Raw genomic sequence first — 25,220 nt, 5'->3', positions numbered from 1 at the left:
TTGTCAGCCGTTCGCGTCACGTTCCGCACGCGGTCTCCCGGCGGAAAGGGACGCACACCTACCATGCGCGGGTTCCGTTCCTTGTCAGGTTCGGGACAGTCACAGGCGTGTGAAACCGAAAGAGGAGTGTCCATGGGACAGGTGGGACGGGCGTCGGGGCCGGACCGCAGGGCCGTACTGGGGGCGGCGGTGCTGGGCGCCGGAGCGGCGACGCTGGGGCCGGCCGCCACGGCCGCCGCGGCCGGCCGGAACGGCGGGGGGCACGGGCGTCCGAAGCTGCCGGTGCCCACCGTGGTCGCCCACCGGGGCGCCAGCGGCTACCGCCCCGAGCACACCCTGGGGGCGTACCAACTCGCCCTGGACATGGGCGCGGACGTCATCGAGCAGGATCTCGTCCCCACCCGTGACGGCCACCTGGTGTGCCGTCACGAGAACGACATCACCGGCACCACGGACGTGGCCGACCACCCGGAGTTCGCCGACCGCAGGACCACCAAGACGGTGGACGGCACGCGACTCACCGGTTGGTTCACCGAGGACTTCACCCTCGCCGAGCTGAAGACGCTGCGCGCCACCGAGCGCATCCCCGACACCCGCCCGAACAACACCCTCTACGACGGCCGTTGGGAGGTTCCCTCCTTCGAGGAGGTGCTGCGCTGGGCCGAGCGCGAGGGCCGCCGACGCGGACGCCCGGTCTGGCTCCACGTCGAGACCAAGCACCCCAGCTACTTCCGCTCGTTGGGCCTGGGCCTGGAGGAGCGGTTGGCGAAGCTGCTGCGCCGGTACGGACGGCACCGCGCGAACTCCCCGACGTTCCTGCAGTCGTTCGAGCCGAGCAGCATGCGGCGGCTGGACCGGCTGGTGGAGACCCCGCGCGTGGTGCTGCTGTCCTCGGCCTCCTCCCGGCCGTGGGACTTCGTGGAGTCCGGCGACCCGCGCACCGTGGCCGACCTGGTCACGCCCGAGGGGCTGAAGTGGATCTCCGGCTTCGCCCAGGGCATCGGCCCCACGCTGGACCTGGTGATCCCCCGGGGCGCGGACGGGCGGCTGGGGGAGCCCACCACACTGGTGCGCGACGCCCACGCCCGCGGCCTGCTGCTCCACCCCTACACCCACCGCAACGAGAACCGCTTCCTGCCCGCCGACTTCCGCCGCGGCACCGATCCCGACGCCTTCGGGGACGCCTTCGGAGCCCTGCGGACGTACTTCGCCACCGGCATCGACGGCATCTTCTCCGACCACCCGGACACCGCGCTGTTGGCCGCCGAGGACTTCCGCCGGAACTGACCCGACCGACCGGCGGGCCGCTCCCCGCCGGTCCGTCCCGACAACCTCCTTCCCGGTCGTCCCGGGGGGACGCGCTCCGCGTCCCCCCGGGACGACCGCGTCACCCGGGCGGGTGGTCGCCGCCCGCCCGCGCAACCGTCCCGGCGCACCGTGTCGTCACGGTGGCCGTGACGCAGGACACCACCCCCACCCCCGTTACCACCGCCCCGCCCGATCCGCCGGGACCGCCGCCGCCCCTGCGCTCCCTGCTCACGGCGGAGTGCGCCGCGGAGGCGGTCGGTCAGGGCGTCGAGCCCGCCGACCTCGAACAGGCCGTGTGGCTGCGGTGGTTGGAACGCGGGCGGACCCTGGGTCCGCCGTCCCGCCCGGCCGCCTGGCTGCGGGCGGCGGTGCGGGCCGAGGTGCGGAGCGCGCGCCGCAGGGCCCGGCGCGAGACCGTCTACGACCCGGACGCGGCGGACGGCGTCGGTGCGTTGGGAAGCGCCGAGAGCGCCGAGAGCCGTGCCCTGCGTGCCGAGCGGCACCGGGTACTGCGCGCGGCGGTGGGGCGACTGCCCGGACGGTGCCCCGACGTCCTGGCCGTCCTGCTCTCGCACCGCGACCTCACCTACCCCGAGATGGCCCGCGAGTTGGGAATCTCACAGGGCAGTCTGGGGCCGGTTCGTTCCCGTTGCATCGATTGTCTGCGCAGAATGCTCACGACGGAGGTTGCGCCCCCCGGCCCCCGGGGAAGGGTGCGGTAAACCACCGGCGTCATCAGGGCAGACAGTTCGGGCGCGCGACCCTCGTTCCACACTCGCGCCCGGGCGCCACCACACATGGGGAGTAGTGCGCACATGGGAATGAGCGTGACCATCTCCGCGGCGACGGACGTCGACGCGGAGCAGATCCTCAAACTGCAGTACCTGTGTTACCAGTCCGAGGCCGCGCTGTACGGCGACTACGGCATCGAGCCGCTCACCCAGACCCTCGACGACCTGCGCGCCGAACTGGCCCGCGGCTGCGTGCTCGTGGCCCGGCTCGGCGAGGAGGTCGTCGGATCGGTGCGCGGACGCGTGGAGGACGACGGCACGGCCGTGATCGGGAAGCTGATCGTGCATCCGCGCATGCAGCGGCACGGCCTGGGCGGACGGCTGTTGTCGGCGATCGAGGCGCGACTGGCGGAGGAACGCTCGGCCAAGCGCTACCGGCTCTCCACCGGCCACCGCAGCGAGGGCAACATCCGCCTCTACCGCAGGCTCGGCTACCTCCCCGTGGCCACCGAGCGGGTCTCGCCCCGGCTGGACATGGTCACCCTGGAGAAGTTCCCGGAGCCTCCGGGGCAGAAGGCCGTCCGACAGGACTACGCCGCCAGCGCCTGACCGGAGGGCGGCCCCGTCCGTGCCGCGCCCCGGCGAGGTCCGCCGCCGGGGCGCGGCACGAGGGCGGAGCCGGGGCGCGGACCGCGCTCCTTCGGCACTCAGGCCGGGGAGGACCGGACGGGGTCGGGGCCGTCGTGCGGACGCCGCAACCACAGCAGGCCCACCACCGGCAGCACCAGGGGCAGCAGCAGATACCCCATGCCGTAGCCCGACCAGACGGTGGCGTCGGGGAAGGCGTCCGGGTCCAGCACGGTCCAGGTGCCGACCGTCAGCACCCCGACCAACTCGGCGGCGCAGCACACCAGGCCCACCCGACGGGCGCCCTCACCGCCGCGGATCAGGGCGACGGTGATGACCACGTACACCGCCGCCGCCACCGCCGAGAGCGAGTAGGCCAGTGGCGCCTCGTGGAAGCGCGTCGAGAGCTGGTAGGCCGAGCGTGAGGTGGCGCCGACGGCGAAGACCGCGTACAGCGTGACCAGCAGCCGCCCGGGGCCGCGGCCCAGCCCGCCGCCGGGCGCCGGCGTCCGCGGGGAGGGAGGGCGAGCGGGACCGTCAGCCATGGCCGCCTCCCCACACGTCGTACAGCCGCACCTGGAGCACCGCCATCACCACCGCGCCCGCGGCCACCGTCGCGGAACCCCACCGGGTCCGCTCGGCCAGCGACACGAAGCCGACCGCGGGCACGCAGGCGGCGACTCCCAGCAGGTACGAGACGAAGACCACCGTGCCGCCGTCCGGTTCCCCACCGCGGGCGAGCTGGACGACGCCGACGACCAACTGGACCAGGGCGAGGAGGGTCACCAGGGCCATGCCGGCGAAGTGCCGGTCCTTGGTCGGCTGGTCCCGGTAGGCCGCGAAGCCGCACCAGGCGGCCAGGGCGAGCGCGGCCACGGCGACCGCGACCGTCAGCGGGGTGAGCATGTCCGCACTGTATTCGAGCCCCGCATCCCGGAGGAAACGACCCCTTCGCGCCGAGCGGACGGGTGGGGCGGCCGCCGTGGTCTTGGCCACAGCGCCGGGCCCGTACGGGTGCCGAAGGGCTCCGGCCCCGGTGTCGTCCCGGTGGCGTCCGCGCAGCTCACGCGGGTTCGGCACGGCTGTGACGGAGTGCCTTCGCGCAGCGGCGCCCCCACCGGGCGTCCACTATCCGGACATCGCCGTCCGCGTTTTGTGTGTAGAGGGCAGGTGTCTGGTTTACTCGTCCGCATGACCGCGACGAGCCACCGCATCCCCGCGACCGAGGCGACGATGACGCCCGGTGCTCGTCGCATGTGTCGAATGTGTGACCGCTGAGGGCCCCCGCCTGAGCCACCTCGCGCCCCGAAGCGAGCCCCGAGCCCCGCTCGTGACGACCGGCACCCGCCGTCTTCGTCGCCGATCGGACGCGCCCGGACCCCGCGCTCACCCGCGCCCGCACCGCCCGTCGGCGGAGCGGAGCGCCGGTCCCCCACCTGCCAGAACCACCGTGCCCGGCGCCACACCCCGCGCGCCGCGCACTCGACAGTGACGGACACCCAGTGATCACCACCACGGGACTCACCAAGGTCTACCGATCCCGCGGCCGCGAGGTGACGGCCCTCGACGGTGTCGACCTCCACGTCCGCGAGGGCGAGGTCTTCGGCGTCGTCGGCCGCAGCGGCGCGGGCAAGTCCTCCCTCATCCGCTGCGTCAACCTGCTGGAACGGCCCACCTCCGGCTCGGTCGTCGTCGACGGTCGGGACCTCACCGCCCTGGCCGGCCGCGGACCACGGGCCGGGGCCGAACTGCGCCGGGCGCGCAGCCGCATCGGCATGGTCTTCCAGCACTTCAACCTGCTGTCCTCCCGGACCGTCCAGGGCAACGTCGAACTGCCCCTGGAGATCCTGGGCGTGCCCGGCCGCGAGCGCGCCCGCAAGGCCCGGGAACTGCTCGGTCTGGTCGGCCTCGCCGACCACGCCCGCTCCTGGCCCGCCCGGCTCTCGGGCGGGCAGAAACAGCGCGTCGGCATCGCCCGCGCCCTGGCCGGGGACCCCAAGGTGTTGCTCTCGGACGAGGCCACCTCCGCCCTCGACCCCGAGACGACCCGCTCCGTCCTGGACCTGTTGCGCGACCTCAACCGGCAGCTCGGCCTGACCGTGCTGCTGATCACCCACGAGATGGACGTCGTCAAGACCGTCTGCGACTCGGCGGCGCTGATGCGCGACGGGAAGGTCGTGGAGTCCGGGACCGTCTCCGACCTGTTGGCCACCCCCGGCTCGGAGCTGGCCCGCGAACTGTTCCCCCTCGGCGGACGGTCCCGGGACCGGGGCGGCGCCGACGAGGAGCGCACCGTCGTGGACGTCACCTTCCACGGGGAGAGCACCACCCGGCCGCTCATCTCCAGACTCTCGCGCACCTACGGGGTCGACGTGTCGATCCTCGGTGCGGCCATGGACACCATCGGGGGCCGTCAGGTCGGCCGGATGCGCATCGAACTCCCCGGCCGTTTCGAGGACAACGCCGTGCCGATCGGTTTCCTGCGAGAACACGGCCTCACCGTCGAGGCCGCCGAGACCGTCGCCGAAGCCACCGAGACCGTGAAGGACCCGCGATGACCTGGGACGAGATGCAGCCCATCCTCATCCAGGGCACCATCGACACGCTCTACATGGTCGGCTGGTCCGCCCTCGTCACCGTCCTGGGCGGACTTCCGCTGGGCGTGCTGCTGGTGCTCACCGACCGCGGCGGGCTGCTGGCGAACAGGGCGGTCAACAAGGCCGTCGGTACCGTGGTCAACGTGGGGCGCTCCCTGCCGTTCATCGTCCTCGTCGTCGCCCTGATCCCCTTCACCCGCCTGCTGGTCGGCACCTCCATCGGACCGACGGCCGCCGTGGTGCCGCTCTCCATCGGCGCCATCCCCTTCTTCGCACGGCTGGTGGAGACCTCCGTGCGCGAGGTGGACCACGGGCTGGTCGAGGCCGTGCTGTCCATGGGCGGCGGCACCGGCACGGTCGTGTTCAAGGCGCTGCTGCCCCAGTCGCTGCCGTCCCTCGTGGGCGGCCTGACCACCACCGTCATCACCCTCGTCGGCTACTCCGCGATGGCCGGCGCGGTGGGTGCCGAAGGGCTGGGCAGCAAGGCCATCACCTACGGCTACCAGCGCTTCGAGACCGGTTTCATGATCGCCACAGTCGTGGTGCTGCTCGTCATCGTCACCGTCGTACAGCTTCTGGGCGACGGAGTGGTGCGCCTGCTCTCCCGCCGGGAGCGCACCGCCTCCTGAAGCCGGCCTCCGAAGCCGCCCCCGAACCTCCCCCCACACCGGAAGCCGGACCCCTTGTCCGGCACCACCCGGAAACCCCGGAAAGAACAGAGAAAGAGGCACTCTTCGTGCGCACCGTCACCAAGTCCACCGTCACCTTCGCGGCCACCGCCGCCCTCGCCCTCGGCCTGGCCGGCTGCGGCACCGACTCCGACCCCGCCGCCTCCGGCGGCTCGAAGGACGCCGACGCACCGCTGACCGTCGCGGCCTCCCCGACCCCGCACGCCGACATCCTGGGCTTCGTCAGGGACAACCTGGCCGAGGAGGCCGGTCTGAAGCTGGAGATCAGGGAGTTCACCGACTACGTGCTCCCCAACACGGCCACCGAGAACGGCGAGGTCGACGCCAACTACTTCCAGCACAAGCCCTACCTGGACGACGTCAACGCCAAGCAGGGCACCCACCTGGTGCCCGTGGTGGGCGTGCACCTGGAGCCGCTGGGGCTGTACTCCTCCACCCTGAAGAAGGCCTCCGACCTCGGGGCCGGCGACACCGTCGCGGTGCCCAACGACACCACCAACGAGGGCCGCGCCCTGAAGCTCCTGGACGACCACGGCCTGATCGAGCTGAAGGAGGGCGCCGGGCAGGACGCCACCCTGGCCGACATAGCCGACGCCAAGGGGCTGAAGTTCAAGGAGCTGGAGGCCGCCGCGCTGCCCCGTTCCCTGGAGGACGTGGACGCCGCCGTCGTCAACGGCAACTACGCCATCGAGGCCGACCTGGAGCCCTCGAAGGACGCCTTGGCCCTGGAGGAGGCCGAGGGCAACCCCTACGTCAACCTCCTGGTGGTCAAGGAGGGCAACGAGGACGACCCGCGGGTGAGGAAGCTCGCCGAGCTCCTGACCTCGAAGGAGGTCGCCGAGTTCATCGAGGACGAGTACCGGGGTTCGGTCGTGGCCGCCCCGGACGCCGACGCCTCCTGAGCCGAGCGGCGGCGCGCGCCGGGCCCCGGTCTCCGAGCCGGGGCCCGGCCCTGCGCGCCGTCCGGGCGATGCTGCATGCTGTGCACTCGACCCCTTCAGGCTGGAGCGGCGCATGACATCCAACTTCCCGGAGACCACGATCAGTACGGAGCGGCTCGTGCTGCGGCCTCTCGAGGAGGCGGACATCCCCGCGTTCGCGGAGATGATGAACGACGAGCTGGTCACCGCGTGGACCTCCGTGCCCGTCCCCTACACCGAGGAGGACGCCCGGGAGTGGATCACCCGCGGGGCCCCCGCGGAACGCGACGAGGGGCGCGGGATCGTCTTCGCCGTCACCGAGTTCCTCACCCAACGCCTGGTCGGCACCGTTCACCTGCGCGGAGCCGACTGGCGGGCGCGGTCCGTCGAGGCGGCCTACGTGACCGCCCCCTGGGCGCGCGGCGAGGGGTACGCCGCGGAGTCGCTGCTGGCCGCGGCCCACTGGCTGTTCCGGGACCGGGGGTTCGAGCGGCTGGAGATCCGCACCGCCGCCGGCAACACGGCCTCCCAGCAGGTCGCCCAGAAGGTCGGCTGCGTGAGCGAGGGCGTGCTGCGCAACGCCTGGATAGCCCGCACCCGCACCGAGGACGGCGGCTGGACCGACATCCGCACCGACCTGATCGTGTGGAGCCTCCTGCCGGAGGACCTGGACGGCGACCCCGGGGACCCGGCCGGGACCGACGGCTACGCGACCTACCCGGAGTGGCGCTGACCGCGCGACGGCGGCCTCCCCGCCCCTGGGCGGACGGACCGCGCCGGGCGCGGTAACCTCGCTGCGGCGCCGCCGCCCGTCCGCGCTTCCACGCCGCGGCCGCACCCCGCGCCACCGTCGAAGCACCGCCGCACCACCACCCCGTCCCCGCTCAGCGACCGCGCCCAGGAGAGAGCCGACGATGGCCGACCGTGTCACCGTGATCGGGTGGGACGGCTCCCCGCTGACCGAGGCCGCCCGGTCCGCCCTCGGCGCGGCCACCCTCGTCGCCGGCGCCGCCCACCACCTGGTCCTGCCCGAGGTCCCGTCCGGTGCCGAGCACATCCGCCTGGGCAGCGTGGCGTCGGCCGCCCGCCGCATCGCCGGACACCGCGGCACCGCGGTCGTCCTCGCCGACGGCGACCCCGGTTTCTTCGGTGTCGTCCGCGCCCTGCGCGCGCCCGAGTACGGCCTGGAGGTCGAGGTCGTGCCCGCGGTCTCCTCCGTCGCCGCCGCGTTCGCCCGTGCCGGGATGCCCTGGGACGACGCCCGCGTCGTCGTCGCCCACGGCCGTACCCTGCGCCGTGCCGTCAACGTCTGCCGCGCGCACCCCAAGGTCGCCGTCCTCACCTCGCCCGGCGCCGGTCCGGCCGAACTCGCCCTGCTGCTGGAGGGGGTGCACCGCACCTTCGTCATCTGTGAGGCGCTGGGCACCGAACGCGAGCGGGTCACCGTCCTGACCTCCGACAAGGTCGCGGACCACGTCTGGCGCGACCCCAACGTCGTGATCGTCGTGGGCGGCGGGGGAGCCGGGGGCGAGCCGGCTGCCGCCCGGGGCGGCTGGCTGGCCGGGCACGGGCCGGACTTCCCCTCCGCCGTGCGCGGCTGGGCTCTGCCGGCCGCCGAGTACACCGGGCGGGATCCCGCCGTGCCGTCGGGGGAGGGGCGGGACTCGGCGCAACTGCGCGCGGCCCAGCTCGCCCGGCTCGGGCCCCGGCCCGGCGACCTGCTGTGGGACGTCGGCGCGGGCAGCGGTGCCGTCGCCGTGGAGGCCGCCCGCTTCGGCGCGGCCGTCCTGGCCGTCGAGCGCGACGCGTCCGCGTGCGCCCGGATGACGGCCGCCGCGCGGCGCTTCGGTGTCCAACTCCAGGTGGTGCACGGAATAGCGCCTCTGGCCCTGGAGGACCTTCCCGAACCCGATGTGGTGCGCGTCGGCGGCGGGGGAGTGCGCACGGTCGCCGCGTGCGCCGATCGCAGGCCCGAGCGGATCGTCACCCACGCCGCCACCCGGGACGAGGCCGAGGCCGTCGGAAGGGTGCTCTCGGAGGCCGGATACGCCGTCGAGTGCGCGCTGCTGCAGTCCGTGGAGCTGGACACCCGGGCCTGGGCGGAGCGGGAGCGCTCGGTCGTCTTCCTGCTGTCCGGCAGCCGGATGTGATCTGCCCCGGGAGAAGCGTGACCAACCGGGGTCAGTCGACCACCCCGGGCCCTCGCGGTACTCGGTGCCGGGTAGGCTGATGGATCGTTGTGCCGCCAACCGGGGTTGAGACTTTGTCTGTCAATGTCCGGATGGTTCGGGCGGGGGTACGTACCGCACCGCGTCCGCGCTCGTTGTCCTCGACGGCGCTGTTCGAGCGGCGTCGTTCCCGACGGGGACGGGGTGGGCACCCGCTGGGGCTGGAAGGAGCACTACCGATGGGCGAGGGGTACGCATGACTGACACCGGCCAGGTCCCGGGCGAGGGACTGCCGGAGAACGCAGGCGGACAGTCGGAGCGGCCGGAGGCGCAGGCCCCCGGCGCCTACACCTTCGCGGGCCCGGTGGAGGGCGTGGCGGCGAGCGACGAGGACGACCTCCTGCTGCCCGGTTCCCAGGGCGCGTGGAGCGAGGCCTCGGCGACCGCCCAGCACACGTCCCACCCGGCCGCTTCCGCGTCCGGGCAGTACGGACCGGCCGGAGCGCAGCACCCCCTGTCGTCCGCGCGGCGACCGACCCACGTCCAGGGGCCGTACTCCACGCCGACGCCGCCCCGACCGCCGCATCTGGGCCCGCCCGTACCGGAGCAGTCCGGCGCGGTGCGCTCGCTCGCCGACCGCGGCCCCACCCCGGTCGCGCCGGTCGCGCCCACCGGCCCGGCGCCCACGCCCCCGCAGGGGACGCCCGTGCGACAGCCGGGTCCGCCCACCACGGGCCCCGAGTACTTCGACGTCGCCCCCGAGGAGCCCCCGGCGTCCGCCCCGGCGGACGACGCGGGGCAGGCCCACCGGACACCGCCGCCCGGACAGCGGACCGACGCGCTGCCGGCGGAGCCCGCTCAGGCGGACGCCTGGGCGCCGCAGGCCCCGGCCGGACAACCGACGCACGACCCTGCCCAGGTCCACGCCCAGGCGCCTGCCGGGGCGCCCGAGGGGCACGTCGAGCAGTTGCCCGCTCCCGACCTCGCGGCGGACGGTGCGACACCCGTCGCCGAGGCACCCGTCACCGAGGTTCCCGCTGCCGAGGCGCCCGTTGCCGAGGTTCCCGCTGCCGGGGTTCCCGTCACCGGGCCCGGGGGCGAGGCGGCACCGGCAGAGGCGCCCCACGAGCCCGTCCCGGCGCCCGTGGCGGAGCCCTCCGTCGAGGCCGTCGGCGAGAGCCCGGTGGAGATTGCCGGGGCCGCCGTGCCGGTCGAGCCCGCCGAACCCGCCGAGCCGGTCGTGGAGGCCGCTCCGGCGGCCGTCGCTCCCGAGGCACCCACGGCCCCCGAGGAGGAGGCGCCTGCCGACGCCCCCGGCGAGGAAGCGGCGAGGACACCCGAGCCGGTCGAGCCCGCCGTGCCGGTCGAGCCCGCCGTGCCGGTCGAGCCGGCCGAGCCGGTCGTGGAGGCCGCTCCGACGGCCGTCGCTCCCGAGGCGGCGCCCGCGCCGGTGGAGGCGGAGGGGACCGGAGAGGCCGTCGCGGCCTCCGAACAGCAACTCGCCGTGACGTCGGTGCCCGGCGCCGGGCCCCAGGTGATGGAGGCCGTGGCGGTCCCCGCGTCCGCTCCCGCGCCCACCGAAACCGCCGAGGCGGCCGCGCCCGCTCCGGCGGAAGCCGCCCCGGAGCCCGAGGTTCCGGAGACGCCGGCGGAGGCGCCGGAGGCGTCAGGGACCCCGCAGGACGCGCCGGCCGACGCGCCGCCCGCCCAGGAGGCACCGGCGGCGGAACCAGCGGCCGACGGGACGCCCGCGCGGGACGCCGAGCCCGCCGAGGCGGACTCCCGGGACGGAGGGGACGGCGCCGCCGCCTCCGAGGCCCCCGCTTCGGACGGGACTCCCGCGCCGGGGGAGGAGCCCGCCCCGGCTCGCCCGGACAAGGGGCCCGCCCCCGGCTACGGCGAGGCCGAGCGCGAGACCCTGCACCGTCTGATGCGCGAGCGTCGCGACATCCGCAACGGTTTCCGCCCCGACCCGATCCCGCACGAGGTGCTGTTGCGCGTCCTGGAGGCGGCCCACACCGCCCCCAGCGTCGGCCACTCCCAGCCGTGGGACTTCGTCGTCATCCGTTCCGAGGAGACCCGGCGCACGATGCACGAGCTGGCCATGCGCCAGCGCGAGGCGTACGCCAGGTCGTTGCCCAAGGCCCGCGCCCGGCAGTTCAAGGAGCTGAAGGTCGAGGCGATCCTCGACACCCCGGTCAACATCGTCGTCACCGCCGATCCCACCCGGGGCGGTCGCCACACCCTCGGCCGCCACACCCAGCCGCAGATGGCCCCGTACTCCTCCGCGCTCGCCGTGGAGAACCTGTGGCTCGCCGCCCGCGCCGAGGGCCTGGGAGTGGGCTGGGTCAGCTTCTTCGACGAGCGGGAGATGGTCCGGGTGCTCGGCCTGCCCGAACACCTGGAGGTCGTCGCCTACCTGTGCATCGGGTACGTCGACGCCTTCCCGGAGGAACCGGAGCTGGTGCAGGCGGGCTGGTCCAAGCGGCGTCCGCTGTCGTGGGTGGTCCACGAGGAGGCCTACGGCCGTCGCGTCCTGCCCGGCGCGGAGGAGCCGCACGACCTGCTCACCGAGACCCTGGCGGGCATCCGTCCGCTGGACGCCAAGGCGTTGGGCGAGGCGTGGGAGCGGCAGAAGCGGATGACCAAACCGTCCGGCGCGCTGGGCATGTTGGAGATCATCTCCGCCCAGCTCAGCGGCCTGGCCCGGCGGTGCCCCCCGCCGATCCCCGAGCCCGCGGCCGTCGCCGTCTTCGCCGGGGACCACGGGGTGCACGCCCAGGGGGTCACTCCCTGGCCGCAGGAGGTCACGGCGCAGATGGTCGCCAACTTCCTCTCCGGTGGCGCGGTCTGCAACGCCTTCGCGAACCAGGTCGGCGCCGAGGTCTGCGTGGTCGACGTGGGAGTGGCGGGCGACCTGCCGGCCACCCCGGGGCTGTTGCCGCGCAAGGTGCGTCCCGGCACGGCGGACTTCACCGTCGGCCCGGCGCTCACCCGCGAGGAGGTGCAGCGCGCGGTCGAGGTGGGCATCGAGACGGCCCGCGACCTGGTGGCGGCGGGCAACAAGGCGTTGCTCACCGGTGAGATGGGCATCGCCAACACCACCGTCTCGGCGGCGTTGATCTCCGTCTTCACGGGGGCCGACCCGTCCGAGGTCACCGGCCGGGGCACCGGCGTGAACGACGAGACACACGCACACAAGGTCGACGTCGTGCGCCGCGCCCTGGAGGTGCACCGGCCCGACCCCTCCGATCCCCTGGGCGTCCTCGCCGCCGTCGGCGGCCTGGAGCACGCCGCGATGACGGGGCTGATCCTGGGCGGCGCCTCGCTGCGCACCCCGGTGATCCTCGACGGCGTGAGCGCGGGGGCGGCGGCACTGGTCGCCCGGGCCATCGCCCCGGAGGCCCTGGCGGCCTGCATCGCGGGCCACCGCAGCGCGGAGCCCGGCCATGTCGCCGCGCTGACCAAGCTGGGTCTGCGTCCGCTGATCGACCTCGACCTCAGGCTCGGTGAGGGCACGGGGGCGCTGTTGGCGCTGCCGGTGGTGCAGAGCGCCGCCCGCGCCATGCACGAGGTCGCCACCTTCGACTCGGCGGGCGTCACGGAGAAGGACTGACGCCCACCGGTCCCGTCCCGACCCGCGACCGAGAACAACCGAGAACGAACAAGAACGACCGAGAACGACACTGTCTTTGACCACCGGCGGGACGCGGGAGCGCGTCCCGCCGGTGACCGGAGGCACAGCGGGTCGGGGCGGTGCCGACGTAGGCTGCTGCCGCCCGCCGTCCCCCCGTCCCCGCACCCGCCTCCAGCCCCCCACGTCCCCGTCCCGCCGCTCCACCGTCGCAGCGGCCGAGGAGCCCCGCCGACCACCGGTCCGCGCCGGGGCGCGCCCCGCGCCGACGAGCCGGGGCGAGACCGTCCAAGGAGCCGCACAGCCATGTCCCACCGTCCCGACCGCTCCGAGCACCCCGCCTATCCCGTGGGACTGCGCCTGGCCGGGCGCCGCGTGGTCGTCCTCGGCGGCGGGACCGTCGCCCAGCGGCGGCTGCCCGCGCTCCTGGCCGCGGGCGCCGACGTCCTGGTGATCGCGCCCTCCGTCACTCCCGCGGTGGAGGCCATGGCCGAGGCGGGCGAGCTGCGCTGGGAGCGCCGCGCCTACCGCCCCGGCGATCTGGCGGGGGCCTGGTACGCGGTGGTCGCCACCGATGACGCGGAGGCCAACGCCGCCGCCTCCGCCGAGGCCGAGGAGAGCCGCGTGTGGTGCGTCCGCAGTGACGACGCCGAGGCCGCCACCGCCTGGACCCCGGCCACCGGCCGCGTCGAGGGGGTCACCGTCGCCGTCCTCACCGGACGCGATCCGCGTCGCTCGGCCGCCGTGCGCGACGCCGTGGTCGAGGGGGTGCGCGACGGCACCCTGAGCGCTCCCCGGCACCGGGCCCGCAGGGCGGGGGTCGCCCTGGTCGGTGGTGGTCCCGGTGACCCCGATCTGATCACCGTGCGCGGCCGGCGGATGCTGGCCGAGGCCGATGTGGTGATCGCCGACCGGCTCGGCCCCCGGGACCTGCTGGACGAACTGCCGCCGCATGTCGAGGTGATCGACGCGGCCAAGATCCCCTACGGACGGGCGATGGCCCAGGAGGCCATCAACGAGGCCCTGGTGGAACAGGCGAAGGCGGGGAAGTTCGTCGTACGGCTCAAGGGCGGCGATCCCTTCGTCTTCGGGCGCGGCATGGAGGAGGCCCAGGCGCTGGCCGAGGCGGGGATCCCGGTCACCGTGGTGCCCGGCATCTCCAGCTCCGTCAGCGTGCCCGGCGCCGCCGGGATCCCGGTCACGCACCGCGGGGTGGCGCACGAGTTCACCGTCGTCAGCGGCCATGTCGCGCCCGACGACCCGCGTTCGTTGGTGGACTGGGCGGCCCTGGCCCGACTGCGCGGCACGCTGGTGCTGCTGATGGCCGTCGAGAAGGCCGGTGCCATCGCCGACGCCCTGGTGGAACACGGGCGGGACCCCAAGACGCCCGTCGCCGTGGTCCAGGAGGGCACCATGGCCGGACAGCGTCGGGTGGACGCCACCCTGGCGACCGTGGCCGAACGCATCCGGGCCGAGGCCGTGCGGCCGCCCGCGGTGATCGTCGTCGGCGAGGTGGTCGCCGTGGGACGGTACGCCGGCGGCGCTGTCGGTGGTGTCGACGGTGGGGCGCGATGACGCGTCCGGACGCCGGGGCGGGACGCGGGAAGGGCGGGCGCGCGCCGTGGCCGAGGAACTGATCACCGTCGAGGATCCCGGCGATCCGCGCCTGGCCGACTACACGGATCTGACCGACGTCCAACTGCGGAGCCGGCGCGAACCGGCGGAGGGCCTCTTCATCGCCGAGGGCGAGAAGGTCGTCCGCCGTGCGCTGGCGGCCGGCTACGCGATGCGGTCGATGCTGCTGACGCCCAAGTGGGTGGAGACGATGCGCGACGTCGTCGAGTCGGTGTCGGCCCCGGTCTACACCGTCGCCCCGGAGGTGGCCGAGCGGGTGACGGGCTACCACGTGCACCGCGGGGCCCTGGCCGCCATGCACCGCAGGCCCCTTCCGACACCGGAGAGCCTGCTGGCGGAGGCGCGGCGCGTCGCGGTGCTGGAAGCCGTGAACGACCACACGAACATCGGAGCCCTCTTCCGCAGCGCCGCCGCGCTCGGCGTGGACGCGGTGCTGCTCTCCCCGGACTGCGCCGACCCCCTCTACCGGCGCTCGGTGAAGGTCTCCATGGGGGCGGTCCTCCAGGTTCCGTGGACGCGGTTGTCCTCCTGGCCGCAGGACATCGAGGCGCTGCGCGCCGCCGGGTACGTCACGGCGGCGCTGGCGCTGGCGGAGGACTCCCTCCGGCTGGGCGAACTCGCGGCCCGCCGCCATCCCCGGCTGGCCCTGGTCCTCGGCTCGGAGGGGAAGGGGCTGCGGCCCTCCACCGTCGCGGCCGCCGACGTGACCGTGCGGATCCCGATGAGCGCGGGGGTCGACTCCCTCAACGTCGCCGCGGCCGCCGCCGTCGCCTTCTACGCCACGGGGCCGGCCGCCGAGTGACCCGGCGGGTGCCGATCGAGGGAACGCAATCCCCCAAAGTGGTCATTCCATGACATGGGGTGATAAATTCGGAACGTCAGTACTCGGTCGGCGGCGCCGGGCGGCCCGTGAGCCGGAACCCGGCCCGCTCATGTCGGCGACACGACGACACGAGGCCCCGCACCGAAAGCGCGGACCTCGACTCCACCCCGTCCAGAGGACGGCCGGGCCGAGGCTGGTCGGGCACCGGCGAGGCCGTCCTCCCACAGGGAAGGAAGGCGACCGATGAGCGTTCAGCCCGTCTCCCACCCCCGCGCGGTCAGGGCCCTCTGGGTCCTGGCGACTGTCCAGTTCTCTGCCCTCGTCGCCCTGGTGGCCGGCATCCTCTCCGGCGCCACGGGCAGTTCCCTGCCCGAGGCCGCGCTGCACGCGGGCAGCGCCTTCGCGGCCACCCTGCCGCTCTGCCTGGCGGTCCTGTCGGCCCTGGGAGCCCTGTGACCGGCCGGAGGTGACGGGACGTCGCGCCCCGGCGGAAGGCGGGGGGCCGAGGAACATCGGGGCGAAAGGCGCTGTCGAGCCCGCGCGTCCCTCCGGGCGGCTTCGCCCCGGGCCTCCGTGAGGATCGAAACCCCGACGGTGGTGCCGGCCGACGGTCCGGAACTCCGGGACGCCGGTCACCCGGTCCGTCCGGTGCCGTCCGGTCGTCCCGGGCCGACGGCGAAGGCGGTGTGCTCGGGTGTGCTCGGGGTGCTCGGTGCGCTGCGGCACCGACCCGGAGGGGCTGCCGGCCCCGCCCGGCGACCCGCGGCACCGCGCGGTCCGGGAACGGTGGACGAGGCGCGGATCAGTGACCGCGCGGCGCGTACATGATCACGGCCATCCCCGCGAGGCACACCAGGGCGCCGATCACGTCCCAGCGGTCGGGCCGGTAGCCGTCGGCGACCATGCCCCAGGCGATCGACCCGGCCACGAAGATCCCACCGTACGCGGCGAGGATCCGCCCGAAGTCGTCGTCGGACTGGAAGGTGGCCACCACGCCGTACAGTCCGAGGGCGACGACGCCGGCGCCGATCCAGATCCAGCCCCTGTGCTCGCGGATGCCCTGCCAGACCAGCCAGGCACCGCCGATCTCGAAGAGGGCGGCGACGACGAACAGGGCGACGGAACGAGCGACGGTCATACCGGCCGACCCTACCGACGGCCCGCGGATCACCGGTGGGCCACCGGCCCCGTACGGTCTCCGCCACGTTCCCGCCGCCGGCGAGCACCGGCTCCGGCCGCACCCCCCGGGGCCGGGACGCGTCGGCCGACCGGTCGACGAACAGCGCGTCGGGTTCCGCGCTCCGCGACGGCCGCTCGGCACCGGGTGACGGGCGGGCCGCCGACACCCGGACCGCCGTGGTGACCTCTTCCGGCGCCGGGGACCGGACTACCCCCCGCTCCCCGGGCCGACCGGCGTCACCGCCCCGGCGGGGACGCCGGTGGGGCCCAGCCCCCGCGCCGGCCCCTGGCAGCCCTGGGCCGCCGCGATACCCAGCGCGACCAGCAGCGTCACCGTCACGAACACCACCAGACGCTGGCGCAGCAGATGCGGATTGGACGACGGGTGCCGCGCTCCCGGCCGGGTGCCGGAACCGGTCCGTGCCGGACGCCGGTCGGCAGGCCGCGCGGGCTTTCGGGGGCCGCCGCCGGCCGTCCGCCCGCCTCCGCCGGTCGGACGGGAACCGCCCCGCGGGGGCGTGCGCGGTACCGAACCCCTGGAACCCTCCGGCGCGCTCCGCTCCCGGCGTCCCGGGCTCCCCTGGGAGCCGGGGCCGGCCGTCGCGCGCTCGCCGTCGCGTGCGGTGCGCTGCCGCACGTACCGCTCCGTCCGCCGCCCCGTGGAGGGCCGCCCCGAGGACGGCGTCACCGGGCGTACGGCCGCGCCCGTGGCGGCGCCCTCCGGGAGGCCGCGAGCCTCCCGGGCGGCGATCTCCCGCAGCCGCATCGCCAGTTGCAGCGTGCTCGGTCGGTCCTCCGGGTCCTTGGCCAGACAGGCCCTCACCAGCGGCGCCAGGGCCACGTGCACGCCGTGGAGCTGCGGCTCCTCGTGCACCACCCGGTACAGCATCACCTCGGAACTGCCCTGCCCGAACGGGGAGTCGCCGGTCGCCGCGTACGCCAGCGTCGCGCCCAGCGAGAACACGTCCGTCGCCGGGGTCACCGCCGCGCCCCGCACCTGCTCGGGCGCGAGGAAGCCCGGCGAGCCCACCGCGGTGCCGACGTGCGTGAGCGTGCTGGCCCCCGTCGCCCAGGCGATGCCGAAGTCGATGATGCGCGGCCCCTTGGGGGAGAGCAGGATGTTCGAGGGCTTGAGGTCCCGGTGCACCACACCGGCCTCGTGCACCGCCACCAGCCCCTCGGCGAGCGCCGCGCCGACCGAGGCGACCTGCGCGGCGGGCAGCGGCCCCTCCTCGTTGACCTTGTCGTGCAGCGACGGCCCCGGCACGTACTGCGTGGCGAACCACGGGCGCTCCGCCTCCAGGTCGGCCGCCACCAACCGGGCCGTGCAACCGCCGCGGATCCGCCGCGCGGCGGAGACCTCCCGCGCGAAGCGCGTGCGGAACTCCGGGTCCTCCGCGAGGTCCGGTCGGATCACCTTCAGCGCCACTCGCTGCCCGCGCCGGTCGGAGCCGAGGTACACCACGCCCATGCCGCCCGCGCCCAGCCGCCGGTGGAGCCTGAACGAGCCGACGACTCGCGGGTCCTCGCGCCGGAGCCGCATCATCGCCATGTCCTTCCCCTACCTCCGCCGGCCTCGGAACCGACCCCGTTCGCGGCGGCCGGTCCCGCACCGCCCGGTCCCTGTGACGTGCCACAGCTTACGGACTGCCGCCCCGCGGCGCAGACAGGCCGCGCACGCCGACCGCCGTGATTGTCGGTGCCGGGTGGGAGACTGGACAGATGGGCGCGCGGGGGGACGGAGCAGAAGAACCCCTGGTCAGGAGCGCTCGACGAGCCTTCCCGGGAAGGGGATGGAGCGATGAAGGGCGACTGGGTCGAGATAGTGGTGGACGCGGGGGACACCACCCGTACCTACGAGATGGCGGCCACGCGTGCGGGCCGGCGGGTGGAGACGCAGGTGCGCAGGGGAGTGGTGGAGGTGAGCGAGGTCACCCGGAACGGCTCGGTGGTACGCACCGCCCGTTTCATGGCCAACCGGGTGCTGGCCCTGGTGGAGCACCCGGTGCCGCGCGAGGACACCGGCGTCGCCGCGGAGGCGGTGCGCTGAAGGGGCGCGCCGGGGGACGTCCGACGGCCCGCGGCGGCCCGCCCGGGGATCCGTTCCGGGGCGCGCCCCCTCCGGGAAGTCCCGGGGTGGGAGGGACCGTTGTCCACCCTGGGAAGTAGCCGGGGCGCCGCGGAGTCATCCTGCGGGAGGCCCCGACTCGATACGCGGGCATGACGCCGGTGGCCGCCCCGCACACCTAGTGTTGTCGTCAAGCGGCGGGTGCAGCACTCGTCCCCCGAGGTCAGACGCCCGCCGCCCCAGATCACGACAGGAGCGGACACCATGGCGCACACGGCAGAGCGTCCGTCGACCCGGTTCCAGGGCCGACTGGCGGGGGCGGCCACCCTCGGCACCCGGCCGAGCGGACGCCGGCACCCGTTGGTGGCCACCGCCATGGTCCTTCCGCTGGCCGTTCTGCTCGCCGTCGTCTTCGGCGGCGTGGAAGCGGTGATCACACAGGCGTCGTCCGTGGCCGGAGCGCTGGGACTCTGACACAGGGTCCGGGCTCGGGAGAGCGGCCCGAGCCGGGGACATCCGGCCTCTCACCCCGTGGGGACGGGGGTACGGCGGGCGGCGTGATGCCCGGGCAGTTGGGGAACTGCCCGGGCAACGCGCCGTCTTGAGGCCGTGGGCCCGACGAGCGCTCCCCGCCGTCCGGCAGTCCCGTCCGCCGGCGGCCCGGAACACGAGAAGGGCCGGAACCCGAAGGCTCCGGCCCTTCCCACGCGTGGACGATACTGGGATTGAACCAGTGACCTCTTCCGTGTCAGGGAAGCGCTCTCCCGCTGAGCTAATCGTCCGTCGTGCGGGGTGCCGCGTGCGCGATACTGGGATTGAACCAGTGACCTCTTCCGTGTCAGGGAAGCGCTCTCCCGCTGAGCTAATCGCGCTGGACAAGGACCCTCGGCGGGCCCTCGGTGGACGATACTGGGATTGAACCAGTGACCTCTTCCGTGTCAGGGAAGCGCTCTCCCGCTGAGCTAATCGTCCGAGGTGGAGACGGGATTTGAACCCGTGTAGACGGCTTTGCAGGCCGTTGCCTCGCCTCTCGGCCACTCCACCACAGGGGGCCCGGAGACCCCCATCGAGCGGACGACGAGACTCGAACTCGCGACATCCACCTTGGCAAGGTGGTGCTCTACCAACTGAGCTACGTCCGCAGTGCCTCCCCCGGAGGGCGTCCGGGAGCTGCCGCCTCCGACCGCTCACGCGCTCGGTGACGTCATGAACTTTAGCGGATTCCCCGGCCAGCTCAAATTCCGTTTCCCCGGCGGGCCCGCCATAGACTCGCGGCGTGCACGTTCCGGCCCCCATCGCCCGCTTCGGCGGCATCGTCGCCTCCGACCTGCGCGACGTCACCAGCGACCCTGCCGCGCTGGACTCCACGGGGTGGTGGGCCGTCGTCGCCGACTTCGAGGGGCGCCTGGTCTGCGCCCGCTTCGGCGACGTACGGCCGTCCCCCGTCCCCCGGCCCCGGCCCGGACGGTGGCGCGGACCGGCGGCGACCGCCTGGACGTCCTCCCTGGACCGCGCCGCCTACACCGCCGGAGTGCGTCGCGTGCGCGAGCACATAGCGGCGGGCGAGGTCTACCAGGCCAACCTCTGCCGGGTGCTCACCGCGCCCCTGCCCGACCCGGCCGCCGCCGACCCCGACGAGCTGACCGCCCTCCTCGCACGCGGCAACCCCGCTCCCCACGCCGGCACCGTTCGGCTCCCCGCCCACGGCGTCGAGGTCGCCACCGCCTCACCCGAGCTGTACCTGGCCCGTCGGGGCCGCACCGTGGAGTCCCGTCCCATCAAGGGCACCGGCCGCGGCGCCGCGGACCTGTTGGAGAAGGACCACACCGAGAACGTGATGATCGTCGACCTGGTCCGCAACGACCTCGGCCGGGTCTGTGCCACCGGTTCGGTCACCGTCCCCGCCCTGTGCGCCGTCGAACCGCATCCCGGACTCGTCCACCTCGTCTCCACCGTCCGCGGCGAACTCGCCCCCGGCAGGGGCTGGGCCGACCTCCTGGAACACACCTTCCCGCCCGGCTCGGTCACCGGGGCGCCCAAGTCCAGCGCCCTGCGCGTCATCCGCTCGCTGGAGACCACCCCCCGCGGCCCCTACTGCGGCGGCGTCGGCTGGGTGGACGCCGACCGCGGCACCGGCGAACTGGCCGTGGGCATCCGCACCTTCTGGATCGACCGCGCGGCGCCCGGCGGACCGGCGCTGCGGTTCGGCACCGGCGCCGGGATCACCTGGGGTTCGGACCCGGAACGGGAGTGGGAGGAGACCGAGCTCAAGGCGTCCCGGCTGCTCGCGGTAGCGTCACAGGGGCGCGGGACGGCGACCGCCACGGCCTCGACGACCACGCTCCGCGAGGCCACCGGCGTCCCCGCGGTGGAGACGACCGGCAGGACCGGAGGGAAGGCGTCATGGCGTTGATCTGGGTGGACGGGAAGCTGCGCGAGGCGGACGAGGCGCGGGTGTCCGTGCTCGACCACGGGCTGACCGTCGGCGACGGCGTCTTCGAGACGCTCAAGACCGTGGCGGGGAGGCCCTTCGCCCTCGGCCGTCACCTGGACCGGCTCGCCGCCTCCGCCCGCGGGCTGGGCCTGCCCGAACCCGACGCGGACGAGGTGCGCCGCGCCTGCGCCGCCGTGGCCGAGGCCAACCCCGTGCCGCTGGGCCGGCTGCGGGTCACCTACACCGGCGGGCTCTCCCCGCTCGGCTCCGACCGCGGGGACGCCCCTCCCACCCTGGTCGTCGCCCTGAGCGGCATCACCCAGCGCCCCGACACCACCGCGGTGGTCACCGTGCCGTGGACCCGCAACGAACGCGGCGCGCTGACCGGCCTGAAGACCACCTCCTACGCCGAGAACGTCGTCGCGCTCGCCCGCGCCCGGCGGCACGGCGCCTCCGAGGCCCTGTTCGCCAACACGGTCGGGCAGTTGTGCGAGGGGACCGGCTCCAACGTCTTCGTCGTCCTCGACGGCGAGCCGCACACCCCGCCCCTGTCCTCCGGCTGCCTCGCCGGTGTCACCCGCGCCCTGGTCCTGGAGTGGTTCGGAGCGAAGGAGACGGAGCTGCCGATGGACGTCCTGGAACGGGCCGAGGAGGTCTTCCTCACCTCCACCACGCGCGATGTCCAGGCCGTCCACCGGATCGACGACCGCGAGACGCCCGGTGCCCCGGGGCCGGTCACCGCCGAGGCGATGCGGGTCTTCGCCGAGTGCGCGGCGAACGACGTCGACCCCTGAGGGATCCGGGCCGCGTCCGGAACCCGCACGGCGGTGCGGGCGCTCCTGCGGAACCGGGTGACAGCGGGCGCCGCGCGGGGTAGAAACCGGACGGTGACCACCACCCTGCGCCCCACCGGCCCCGAGCGGCACGACGCGGACGGTTCCCGCTCCCGCTCGTACGACATCTGTGTCAACGGCCGTCCCGTGGGCGGCGTGCGGTTGACCGCCCACGGGCGGTCGGAGCCGCTCCTCCCGGGACGGATCGACTCCCTGACGGTCCACGGCCCCGACCGCCGTCGGGGCCGGGCCACCGTCGCCGCGCTCGCCGCCGAGGAGGTGCTGCGCGGCTGGGGGTGCCGCCGGGTCGGGGTGAGCGTTCCGGCGGACGCCGTACCGGCCCTGCGGCTCGCCGCCTCCCTGGGGTACACCGAGCACAACCGGCACCTGGCCAAGGAGCTGCCACCGTCCCCCGCCGAGGTGCCGGGGCCGCCGGAGGGCTCCACGGTGCGCCCTCTGGAACGCGAGGAGTACCCGGCGTGGCGGGCGTCCCGGACGGAGTCCCGCGCCCGGTACCGGGTCGGGCGGGGCCTGCCCCTCGAACAGGCCCGCCGAAGCGCCGAGGAAGAGCACGCCGCGCTGCTGCCGCAGGGGCCGGACACCCCGCGCGCCGCCCTGCGGGCCCTGGACCACCGGGACACGACCGTCGGCACGCTCTGGCTGGCCCTGGACGTCCCCCACGCGCCCGGTGGGTGGGTCTACGACATCGAGGTGGAGGCGGAACACCGCGGCCGGGGCCACGGCCGCACCCTGATGCTCGACGCCGAACGCGTCTGCCTGGCGGCCGGGGCGCGGGTCCTCGGGCTGAACGTCCTGGCCGACAACACCCCGGCGGTGCGGCTGTACGCGTCGCTCGGCTACCGGCCGACCGTCCACCACCTGGAAAAACCGCTGCTGTAGGGCCATCCCCCGGGGGCCGCCCCACGGGGGCGCGAGGGGCTCCGGGTCAGCCGTCCGTCCCCCGTGCCGACAGCCGGTCGACGATCTCCTCGATCCGCTCGCGCAGGCCGTCCTGGCTCTTCCCACCGTCCAGCCGCTCACCGCCGATCACGTACGTCGGGGTGCCGGTGACCCCGATCGCCCGACCCTCGGCCTGGTCGGCGTCGACGGCCAGCAGGTGCCGTCCGTCGATCAGCGCGGTGTCCATCTCCTCGGCGTCCAGGCCCAGCTCCCGGGCCACTTCCAGCAGGAACTCCTCGCCCCGCCGGCCGAGCTCGTCGGTCCGGGCCAGAACCGCCTCGACGTACGCGTCGCCGCGGCCCTGCGCGTACGCCTCCTCGGCGGCCTGCGCGGCGGCGTAGGCGTGGCGGTGCTTCTCCAGCGGGAAGTGGCGCAGCCTGATCTCCAGGGCGTCGCCGTACCGCTCGCGCAGCGCGCGCAGGTCGGCCACGGCCCGGTGGCAGTCGGGACACTGCAGCTCGCACCACACGTCCAGGACGGGACGGGCGGTGGGCGGGGTGGACGAGTCGTTCATGGGGACAGTCTCCCAGCCGTTCCGCGGCGCCCCGTCCTCCGGTAGGGCCCGGCGGCCCGGGGTGTCGACCCGGAGGAGGAGGGGTCCCGGAGATCTCCCCGAGTCCGGCGGGCGGGACATGGCACATACGGGGTGGAACGCGGCACGATGGAGACATGCTGACCACGACCGTCTGTGCGGCCCTCTCCGCGGCGGGGCTGGCCGTCGCCCTCCTGACGGCCTACCGCCGCCGCTTCGTCGTCGCCACCCGCGTCGCCGCCTTCGCCCTGGTACCGATCGGGCTGGCGATGTCCGGCCTGGTCGCACTGTTCGGCAAGGTGGGGAGCGCGGTGGCGTCCTGGGCCTCGGGCCTGGTGCTCGACCCGATGGTCTGGGCGGGCTTCGGGGTGCTCGCGGTGGCGGTGGTGCTCTACGTGGCGGCCGGTTTCGCCGCGCGGCGCTCCCGCGGCCGCGGGAGCGCCGAGGGCTCCGGGAAGCGGCGGGCCGTCGAACCCGGCGCCTCCGGGGCCGCCCTCGAAGGTGAGCGCGGACCCGCGCGGAAGGGCACGGGCGAGGACGACTTCTCGGACATAGAAGCGATCCTGCGGAAACACGGCATCTGAATCGGGTGAACCGTGCCCGGTGGGCCGTGCGTTGATCGCCGTCGCGGTTCGTCCCGCGCCATCATCCCGGCGAGATGCGACACACCACCGAAGACCGCCACCGCCCCGCCGGGACCGAGCCCCTCGGCGACGACCGCTCCGCCGGGTCGCCCGAGCCCGGTTCGCCGGGGTGCCTGTACGCCCTCTCGCAACCGCCGCTGATGCTCTTCCTGGGCGTCGTCGCGGGGCTGGTCTTCCTGGCGGCGGCGCACGACCTGTTCCTGCTCTGAGCCGTCGTACGGGCCGCGCGTCAGCTTCCGGCGGCCTCGCGCCGCCGCGCCCGGTAGGCGGCCACGTGCAGCCGGTTGCCGCAGGTGCGGCTGTCGCAGTAGCGGCGCGAGCGGTTGCGGGACAGGTCGATGAAGGCGCGGCGGCAGTCGGGGGCCGCGCAGCGGCGCAGTCGCTCCCGTTCCCCGGCGACGATCAGGAAGGCCAGTGCCATGCCGCCGTCCGCGGCGAGGTGGTCGGCGAGGGAGGCGCCGGGGGCGAAGTAGTGGATGTGCCAGTCGTAGCCGTCGTGGTCGGTGAGCTGGGGGGTGGTGCCGGCGGCGGCGACGAGCGCGTTCACCAGCTCCGCCGCGCGGCGGGCCTCGGAGGCCGCGAACACCTCCGCGAACCGCTCGCGCACGCTCCGCACGGCGGCCAGGTCCCTCTCGTCGAGCGTATCCACACCGCTGAGGGAGTTGCGCTCGACATAGGCGCACAGGGCCTCGACGTCGGCGAGGGTGTCGAGGCTGTGCTCGTCCGGGGCGGTGTTCAGCAGGTCGACGACGCTGTCGAGCGCGCACCGGGTGTCGTGGTTGATCAGCACGGTCGTCGCTCCCTGGCCGGTGTCTCGTCGGCGGCCCCGTGGGCCTTGCTGCCGTGAGACTCTAGTCGCTCCCGGGCGCGCGCCGACGCCGCCGCCGCGGGGAAATGCGGCGGCGGCGTCGGCGGCGGCACAGGGGCCGGGCCCCGAGCCGTCGCCCCGAGTCGGACGGCAACGGGGCTCCGGGGCGTGTCAGCTCTCCGCGAGGATGTGGGAGAGCTCCGTGTCGAGATCGAAGTGCCGGTGCTCGGTACCGGGGGGAACCGCGGCGTCGGTTCGCTTGAGGAAGGACTCCAGGGCCCGCGCGGGGGCCTCCAGCAGCGCCTCGCCCTCCGGGGAACTGAGAGCGATGCAGACGACGCCCTGGCCGTGGCTGCGGGACGGCCACACACGGACGTCTCCCGTTCCCGTCGGGCGATGCAGACCTTCGGCGAGGAGGTCGCGGGCGAACACCCACTCGACGGTCTCCTCGGCGCCGGTGTGGAAGGTGGCGTGCACGGCGTAGGGGTCGGCCGTGTCATACCGCAGGCCCGCGGGTACAGGCAGGGAGGACTCGCTCGATACAACGAGGCGCAGGTGCAGCTCGCAGCTGACCGTGGTGTTCATAAGCGCCAGGGCCTTTCGCTCAGTGTGCGCTCGGGGATTCGCACG

Annotated in this window: 26 protein-coding genes and 5 tRNA genes; 19 read left to right on the top strand and 12 right to left on the bottom strand. The window is 74.6% G+C overall.

The window, feature by feature from the left end; all coding sequences use genetic code 11:
• Positions 1-132 precede the first annotated feature (132 nt).
• The 3 genes from F0L17_RS03735 (at position 133) to F0L17_RS03725 (ending at position 2,648) form a co-directional block, all read left to right on the top strand.
• Positions 133-1,287, top strand: coding sequence for a glycerophosphodiester phosphodiesterase (locus F0L17_RS03735; protein WP_155069948.1), 1,155 nt, complete (start codon positions 133-135; stop codon positions 1,285-1,287).
• A gap of 236 nt (positions 1,288-1,523) precedes the next feature.
• A complete protein-coding gene (locus tag F0L17_RS03730) occupies positions 1,524-2,030 on the top strand; it encodes an RNA polymerase sigma factor (RefSeq protein WP_155073102.1) in 507 nt (168 codons plus the stop codon).
• Between the two features lie 93 nt (positions 2,031-2,123).
• Complete coding sequence (locus tag F0L17_RS03725; RefSeq protein WP_155069947.1) at positions 2,124-2,648, top strand: GNAT family N-acetyltransferase; 525 nt, start codon at positions 2,124-2,126, stop codon at positions 2,646-2,648.
• A gap of 98 nt (positions 2,649-2,746) precedes the next feature.
• Here F0L17_RS03725 and F0L17_RS03720 read toward each other — a convergent pair whose 3' ends face one another.
• Positions 2,747-3,211 carry a hypothetical protein gene (locus F0L17_RS03720; RefSeq protein WP_155069946.1) on the bottom strand — a complete coding sequence of 155 codons (465 nt, stop codon included), beginning with the start codon at positions 3,209-3,211 and terminating at the stop codon, positions 2,747-2,749.
• A complete protein-coding gene (locus F0L17_RS03715) occupies positions 3,204-3,572 on the bottom strand; it encodes a hypothetical protein (RefSeq protein WP_155069945.1) in 369 nt (122 codons plus the stop codon). Before F0L17_RS03715 ends, F0L17_RS03720 begins: the two co-directional genes overlap by 8 nt.
• A gap of 596 nt (positions 3,573-4,168) precedes the next feature.
• On the opposite strand from F0L17_RS03715, the gene F0L17_RS03710 reads away from it, so the two are divergent.
• The 9 genes from F0L17_RS03710 (at position 4,169) to F0L17_RS03670 (ending at position 15,588) form a co-directional block, all read left to right on the top strand.
• On the top strand, positions 4,169-5,224 hold the full coding sequence (locus F0L17_RS03710) for an ATP-binding cassette domain-containing protein (RefSeq protein ID WP_162465749.1): 1,056 nt from the start codon (positions 4,169-4,171) through the stop codon (positions 5,222-5,224).
• Positions 5,221-5,892, top strand: coding sequence for a methionine ABC transporter permease (locus tag F0L17_RS03705; RefSeq protein WP_155069943.1), 672 nt, complete (start codon positions 5,221-5,223; stop codon positions 5,890-5,892). Before F0L17_RS03710 ends, F0L17_RS03705 begins: the two co-directional genes overlap by 4 nt.
• A gap of 107 nt (positions 5,893-5,999) precedes the next feature.
• Positions 6,000-6,854, top strand: a complete 855-nt coding sequence (locus F0L17_RS03700; protein WP_162465748.1) for a MetQ/NlpA family ABC transporter substrate-binding protein — start codon at positions 6,000-6,002, stop codon at positions 6,852-6,854.
• A gap of 112 nt (positions 6,855-6,966) precedes the next feature.
• The gene (locus tag F0L17_RS03695) at positions 6,967-7,605 is read left to right on the top strand and encodes a GNAT family N-acetyltransferase (protein ID WP_155069941.1); all 639 of its coding nucleotides are present in this window, start codon (positions 6,967-6,969) and stop codon (positions 7,603-7,605) included.
• Positions 7,606-7,786: 181 nt separating this feature from the next.
• Positions 7,787-9,022 (top strand): precorrin-6y C5,15-methyltransferase (decarboxylating) subunit CbiE, encoded by a 1,236-nt coding sequence (cbiE, locus tag F0L17_RS03690; RefSeq protein WP_155069940.1) that lies wholly within the window; start codon positions 7,787-7,789, stop codon positions 9,020-9,022.
• Between the two features lie 274 nt (positions 9,023-9,296).
• Positions 9,297-12,656 carry a nicotinate-nucleotide--dimethylbenzimidazole phosphoribosyltransferase gene (gene cobT, locus F0L17_RS03685; protein WP_155069939.1) on the top strand — a complete coding sequence of 1,120 codons (3,360 nt, stop codon included), beginning with the start codon at positions 9,297-9,299 and terminating at the stop codon, positions 12,654-12,656.
• Positions 12,657-12,980: 324 nt separating this feature from the next.
• Positions 12,981-14,249, top strand: a complete 1,269-nt coding sequence (gene cobA / locus F0L17_RS03680) for a uroporphyrinogen-III C-methyltransferase (protein ID WP_155069938.1) — start codon at positions 12,981-12,983, stop codon at positions 14,247-14,249.
• 46 nt (positions 14,250-14,295) lie between these two features.
• Positions 14,296-15,111, top strand: a complete 816-nt coding sequence (locus F0L17_RS03675; protein WP_162465747.1) for a TrmH family RNA methyltransferase — start codon at positions 14,296-14,298, stop codon at positions 15,109-15,111.
• Between the two features lie 264 nt (positions 15,112-15,375).
• A complete protein-coding gene (locus F0L17_RS03670; RefSeq protein WP_155069937.1) occupies positions 15,376-15,588 on the top strand; it encodes a hypothetical protein in 213 nt (70 codons plus the stop codon).
• 346 nt (positions 15,589-15,934) lie between these two features.
• Here F0L17_RS03670 and F0L17_RS03665 read toward each other — a convergent pair whose 3' ends face one another.
• Together F0L17_RS03665 and F0L17_RS03660 are read right to left on the bottom strand one after the other, a co-directional pair.
• A complete protein-coding gene (locus F0L17_RS03665) occupies positions 15,935-16,270 on the bottom strand; it encodes a YnfA family protein (RefSeq protein WP_155069936.1) in 336 nt (111 codons plus the stop codon).
• A gap of 249 nt (positions 16,271-16,519) precedes the next feature.
• A complete protein-coding gene (locus F0L17_RS03660; RefSeq protein ID WP_155069935.1) occupies positions 16,520-17,863 on the bottom strand; it encodes a serine/threonine-protein kinase in 1,344 nt (447 codons plus the stop codon).
• A 249-nt stretch (positions 17,864-18,112) separates the two neighbouring features.
• Between F0L17_RS03660 and F0L17_RS03655 the strand changes: the two genes are divergently transcribed.
• The gene (locus tag F0L17_RS03655) at positions 18,113-18,361 is read left to right on the top strand and encodes a hypothetical protein (protein ID WP_155069934.1); all 249 of its coding nucleotides are present in this window, start codon (positions 18,113-18,115) and stop codon (positions 18,359-18,361) included.
• Positions 18,362-18,643: 282 nt separating this feature from the next.
• The gene (locus F0L17_RS03650) at positions 18,644-18,853 is read left to right on the top strand and encodes a hypothetical protein (RefSeq protein WP_155069933.1); all 210 of its coding nucleotides are present in this window, start codon (positions 18,644-18,646) and stop codon (positions 18,851-18,853) included.
• Positions 18,854-19,089: 236 nt separating this feature from the next.
• Here the strand turns inward: F0L17_RS03650 and F0L17_RS03645 are convergent.
• The 5 genes from F0L17_RS03645 to F0L17_RS03625 form a co-directional block, all read right to left on the bottom strand.
• Positions 19,090-19,161, bottom strand: a tRNA-Val gene (locus tag F0L17_RS03645).
• Between the two features lie 18 nt (positions 19,162-19,179).
• Positions 19,180-19,251: transfer RNA gene (locus F0L17_RS03640), tRNA-Val, on the bottom strand.
• Between the two features lie 28 nt (positions 19,252-19,279).
• A tRNA-Val gene (locus F0L17_RS03635) sits at positions 19,280-19,351 on the bottom strand.
• Position 19,352: 1 nt separating this feature from the next.
• A tRNA-Cys gene (locus tag F0L17_RS03630) sits at positions 19,353-19,423 on the bottom strand.
• 25 nt (positions 19,424-19,448) lie between these two features.
• Positions 19,449-19,521: transfer RNA gene (locus F0L17_RS03625), tRNA-Gly, on the bottom strand.
• A gap of 134 nt (positions 19,522-19,655) precedes the next feature.
• On the opposite strand from F0L17_RS03625, the gene F0L17_RS03620 reads away from it, so the two are divergent.
• The 3 genes from F0L17_RS03620 (at position 19,656) to F0L17_RS03610 (ending at position 22,546) form a co-directional block, all read left to right on the top strand.
• Positions 19,656-20,792, top strand: coding sequence for a chorismate-binding protein (locus tag F0L17_RS03620; protein ID WP_162465746.1), 1,137 nt, complete (start codon positions 19,656-19,658; stop codon positions 20,790-20,792).
• On the top strand, positions 20,783-21,607 hold the full coding sequence (locus F0L17_RS03615) for an aminotransferase class IV (protein WP_155069932.1): 825 nt from the start codon (positions 20,783-20,785) through the stop codon (positions 21,605-21,607). The genes F0L17_RS03620 and F0L17_RS03615 overlap by 10 nt, the downstream gene beginning before the upstream one ends.
• A gap of 93 nt (positions 21,608-21,700) precedes the next feature.
• Positions 21,701-22,546 carry a GNAT family N-acetyltransferase gene (locus tag F0L17_RS03610; RefSeq protein WP_162465745.1) on the top strand — a complete coding sequence of 282 codons (846 nt, stop codon included), beginning with the start codon at positions 21,701-21,703 and terminating at the stop codon, positions 22,544-22,546.
• 46 nt (positions 22,547-22,592) lie between these two features.
• On the opposite strand, the gene F0L17_RS03605 is transcribed toward F0L17_RS03610, so the two are convergent.
• The gene (locus tag F0L17_RS03605) at positions 22,593-23,120 is read right to left on the bottom strand and encodes a DsbA family protein (RefSeq protein WP_162465744.1); all 528 of its coding nucleotides are present in this window, start codon (positions 23,118-23,120) and stop codon (positions 22,593-22,595) included.
• 155 nt (positions 23,121-23,275) lie between these two features.
• On the opposite strand from F0L17_RS03605, the gene F0L17_RS03600 reads away from it, so the two are divergent.
• Together F0L17_RS03600 and F0L17_RS03595 are read left to right on the top strand one after the other, a co-directional pair.
• Positions 23,276-23,722, top strand: coding sequence for a hypothetical protein (locus F0L17_RS03600; RefSeq protein ID WP_155069930.1), 447 nt, complete (start codon positions 23,276-23,278; stop codon positions 23,720-23,722).
• Positions 23,723-23,796: 74 nt separating this feature from the next.
• Positions 23,797-23,991: a hypothetical protein gene (locus F0L17_RS03595; protein WP_155069929.1), complete on the top strand. Its 195-nt coding sequence runs from the start codon at positions 23,797-23,799 to the stop codon at positions 23,989-23,991.
• Positions 23,992-24,011: 20 nt separating this feature from the next.
• Here the strand turns inward: F0L17_RS03595 and F0L17_RS03590 are convergent, their stop codons facing one another.
• Entirely contained in the window at positions 24,012-24,572 is a 561-nt protein-coding gene (locus F0L17_RS03590) for a CGNR zinc finger domain-containing protein (protein ID WP_162465743.1), read from the bottom strand.
• A gap of 189 nt (positions 24,573-24,761) precedes the next feature.
• Positions 24,762-25,175 (bottom strand): SsgA family sporulation/cell division regulator, encoded by a 414-nt coding sequence (locus tag F0L17_RS03585; protein WP_003959770.1) that lies wholly within the window; start codon positions 25,173-25,175, stop codon positions 24,762-24,764.
• Positions 25,176-25,220: the final 45 nt, after the last annotated feature.

Source organism: Streptomyces taklimakanensis, from assembly GCF_009709575.1.
Classification (GTDB): Bacteria; Actinomycetota; Actinomycetes; order Streptomycetales; family Streptomycetaceae; genus Streptomyces; species Streptomyces taklimakanensis.
Note: the sequence above shows the minus strand (reverse complement) of the source record. Positions and strands in the feature narration are given on the sequence as shown.

What these genes read in the sequence shown, in the direction of transcription:
- F0L17_RS03655 (WP_155069934.1), top strand. Translation starts at nt 18,113, where the DNA reads ATGAAGGGCGACTGGGTCGAGATAGTGGTGGACGCGGGGGACACCACC.
- F0L17_RS03595 (WP_155069929.1), top strand. Translation starts at nt 23,797, where the DNA reads ATGCGACACACCACCGAAGACCGCCACCGCCCCGCCGGGACCGAGCCC.
- F0L17_RS03720 (WP_155069946.1), bottom strand. Translation starts at nt 3,211, where the DNA reads ATGGCTGACGGTCCCGCTCGCCCTCCCTCCCCGCGGACGCCGGCGCCC.
- F0L17_RS03665 (WP_155069936.1), bottom strand. Translation starts at nt 16,270, where the DNA reads ATGACCGTCGCTCGTTCCGTCGCCCTGTTCGTCGTCGCCGCCCTCTTC.
- F0L17_RS03605 (WP_162465744.1), bottom strand. Translation starts at nt 23,120, where the DNA reads ATGAACGACTCGTCCACCCCGCCCACCGCCCGTCCCGTCCTGGACGTG.
- F0L17_RS03585 (WP_003959770.1), bottom strand. Translation starts at nt 25,175, where the DNA reads ATGAACACCACGGTCAGCTGCGAGCTGCACCTGCGCCTCGTTGTATCG.
- F0L17_RS03695 (WP_155069941.1), top strand. Translation starts at nt 6,967, where the DNA reads ATGACATCCAACTTCCCGGAGACCACGATCAGTACGGAGCGGCTCGTG.
- F0L17_RS03735 (WP_155069948.1), top strand. Translation starts at nt 133, where the DNA reads ATGGGACAGGTGGGACGGGCGTCGGGGCCGGACCGCAGGGCCGTACTG.
- cbiE (WP_155069940.1), top strand. Translation starts at nt 7,787, where the DNA reads ATGGCCGACCGTGTCACCGTGATCGGGTGGGACGGCTCCCCGCTGACC.
- F0L17_RS03715 (WP_155069945.1), bottom strand. Translation starts at nt 3,572, where the DNA reads ATGCTCACCCCGCTGACGGTCGCGGTCGCCGTGGCCGCGCTCGCCCTG.
- cobT (WP_155069939.1), top strand. Translation starts at nt 9,297, where the DNA reads ATGACTGACACCGGCCAGGTCCCGGGCGAGGGACTGCCGGAGAACGCA.
- F0L17_RS03705 (WP_155069943.1), top strand. Translation starts at nt 5,221, where the DNA reads ATGACCTGGGACGAGATGCAGCCCATCCTCATCCAGGGCACCATCGAC.
- F0L17_RS03725 (WP_155069947.1), top strand. Translation starts at nt 2,124, where the DNA reads ATGGGAATGAGCGTGACCATCTCCGCGGCGACGGACGTCGACGCGGAG.
- cobA (WP_155069938.1), top strand. Translation starts at nt 12,981, where the DNA reads ATGTCCCACCGTCCCGACCGCTCCGAGCACCCCGCCTATCCCGTGGGA.
- F0L17_RS03660 (WP_155069935.1), bottom strand. Translation starts at nt 17,863, where the DNA reads ATGGCGATGATGCGGCTCCGGCGCGAGGACCCGCGAGTCGTCGGCTCG.
- F0L17_RS03650 (WP_155069933.1), top strand. Translation starts at nt 18,644, where the DNA reads ATGGCGCACACGGCAGAGCGTCCGTCGACCCGGTTCCAGGGCCGACTG.
- F0L17_RS03670 (WP_155069937.1), top strand. Translation starts at nt 15,376, where the DNA reads ATGAGCGTTCAGCCCGTCTCCCACCCCCGCGCGGTCAGGGCCCTCTGG.
- F0L17_RS03600 (WP_155069930.1), top strand. Translation starts at nt 23,276, where the DNA reads ATGCTGACCACGACCGTCTGTGCGGCCCTCTCCGCGGCGGGGCTGGCC.
- F0L17_RS03615 (WP_155069932.1), top strand. Translation starts at nt 20,783, where the DNA reads ATGGCGTTGATCTGGGTGGACGGGAAGCTGCGCGAGGCGGACGAGGCG.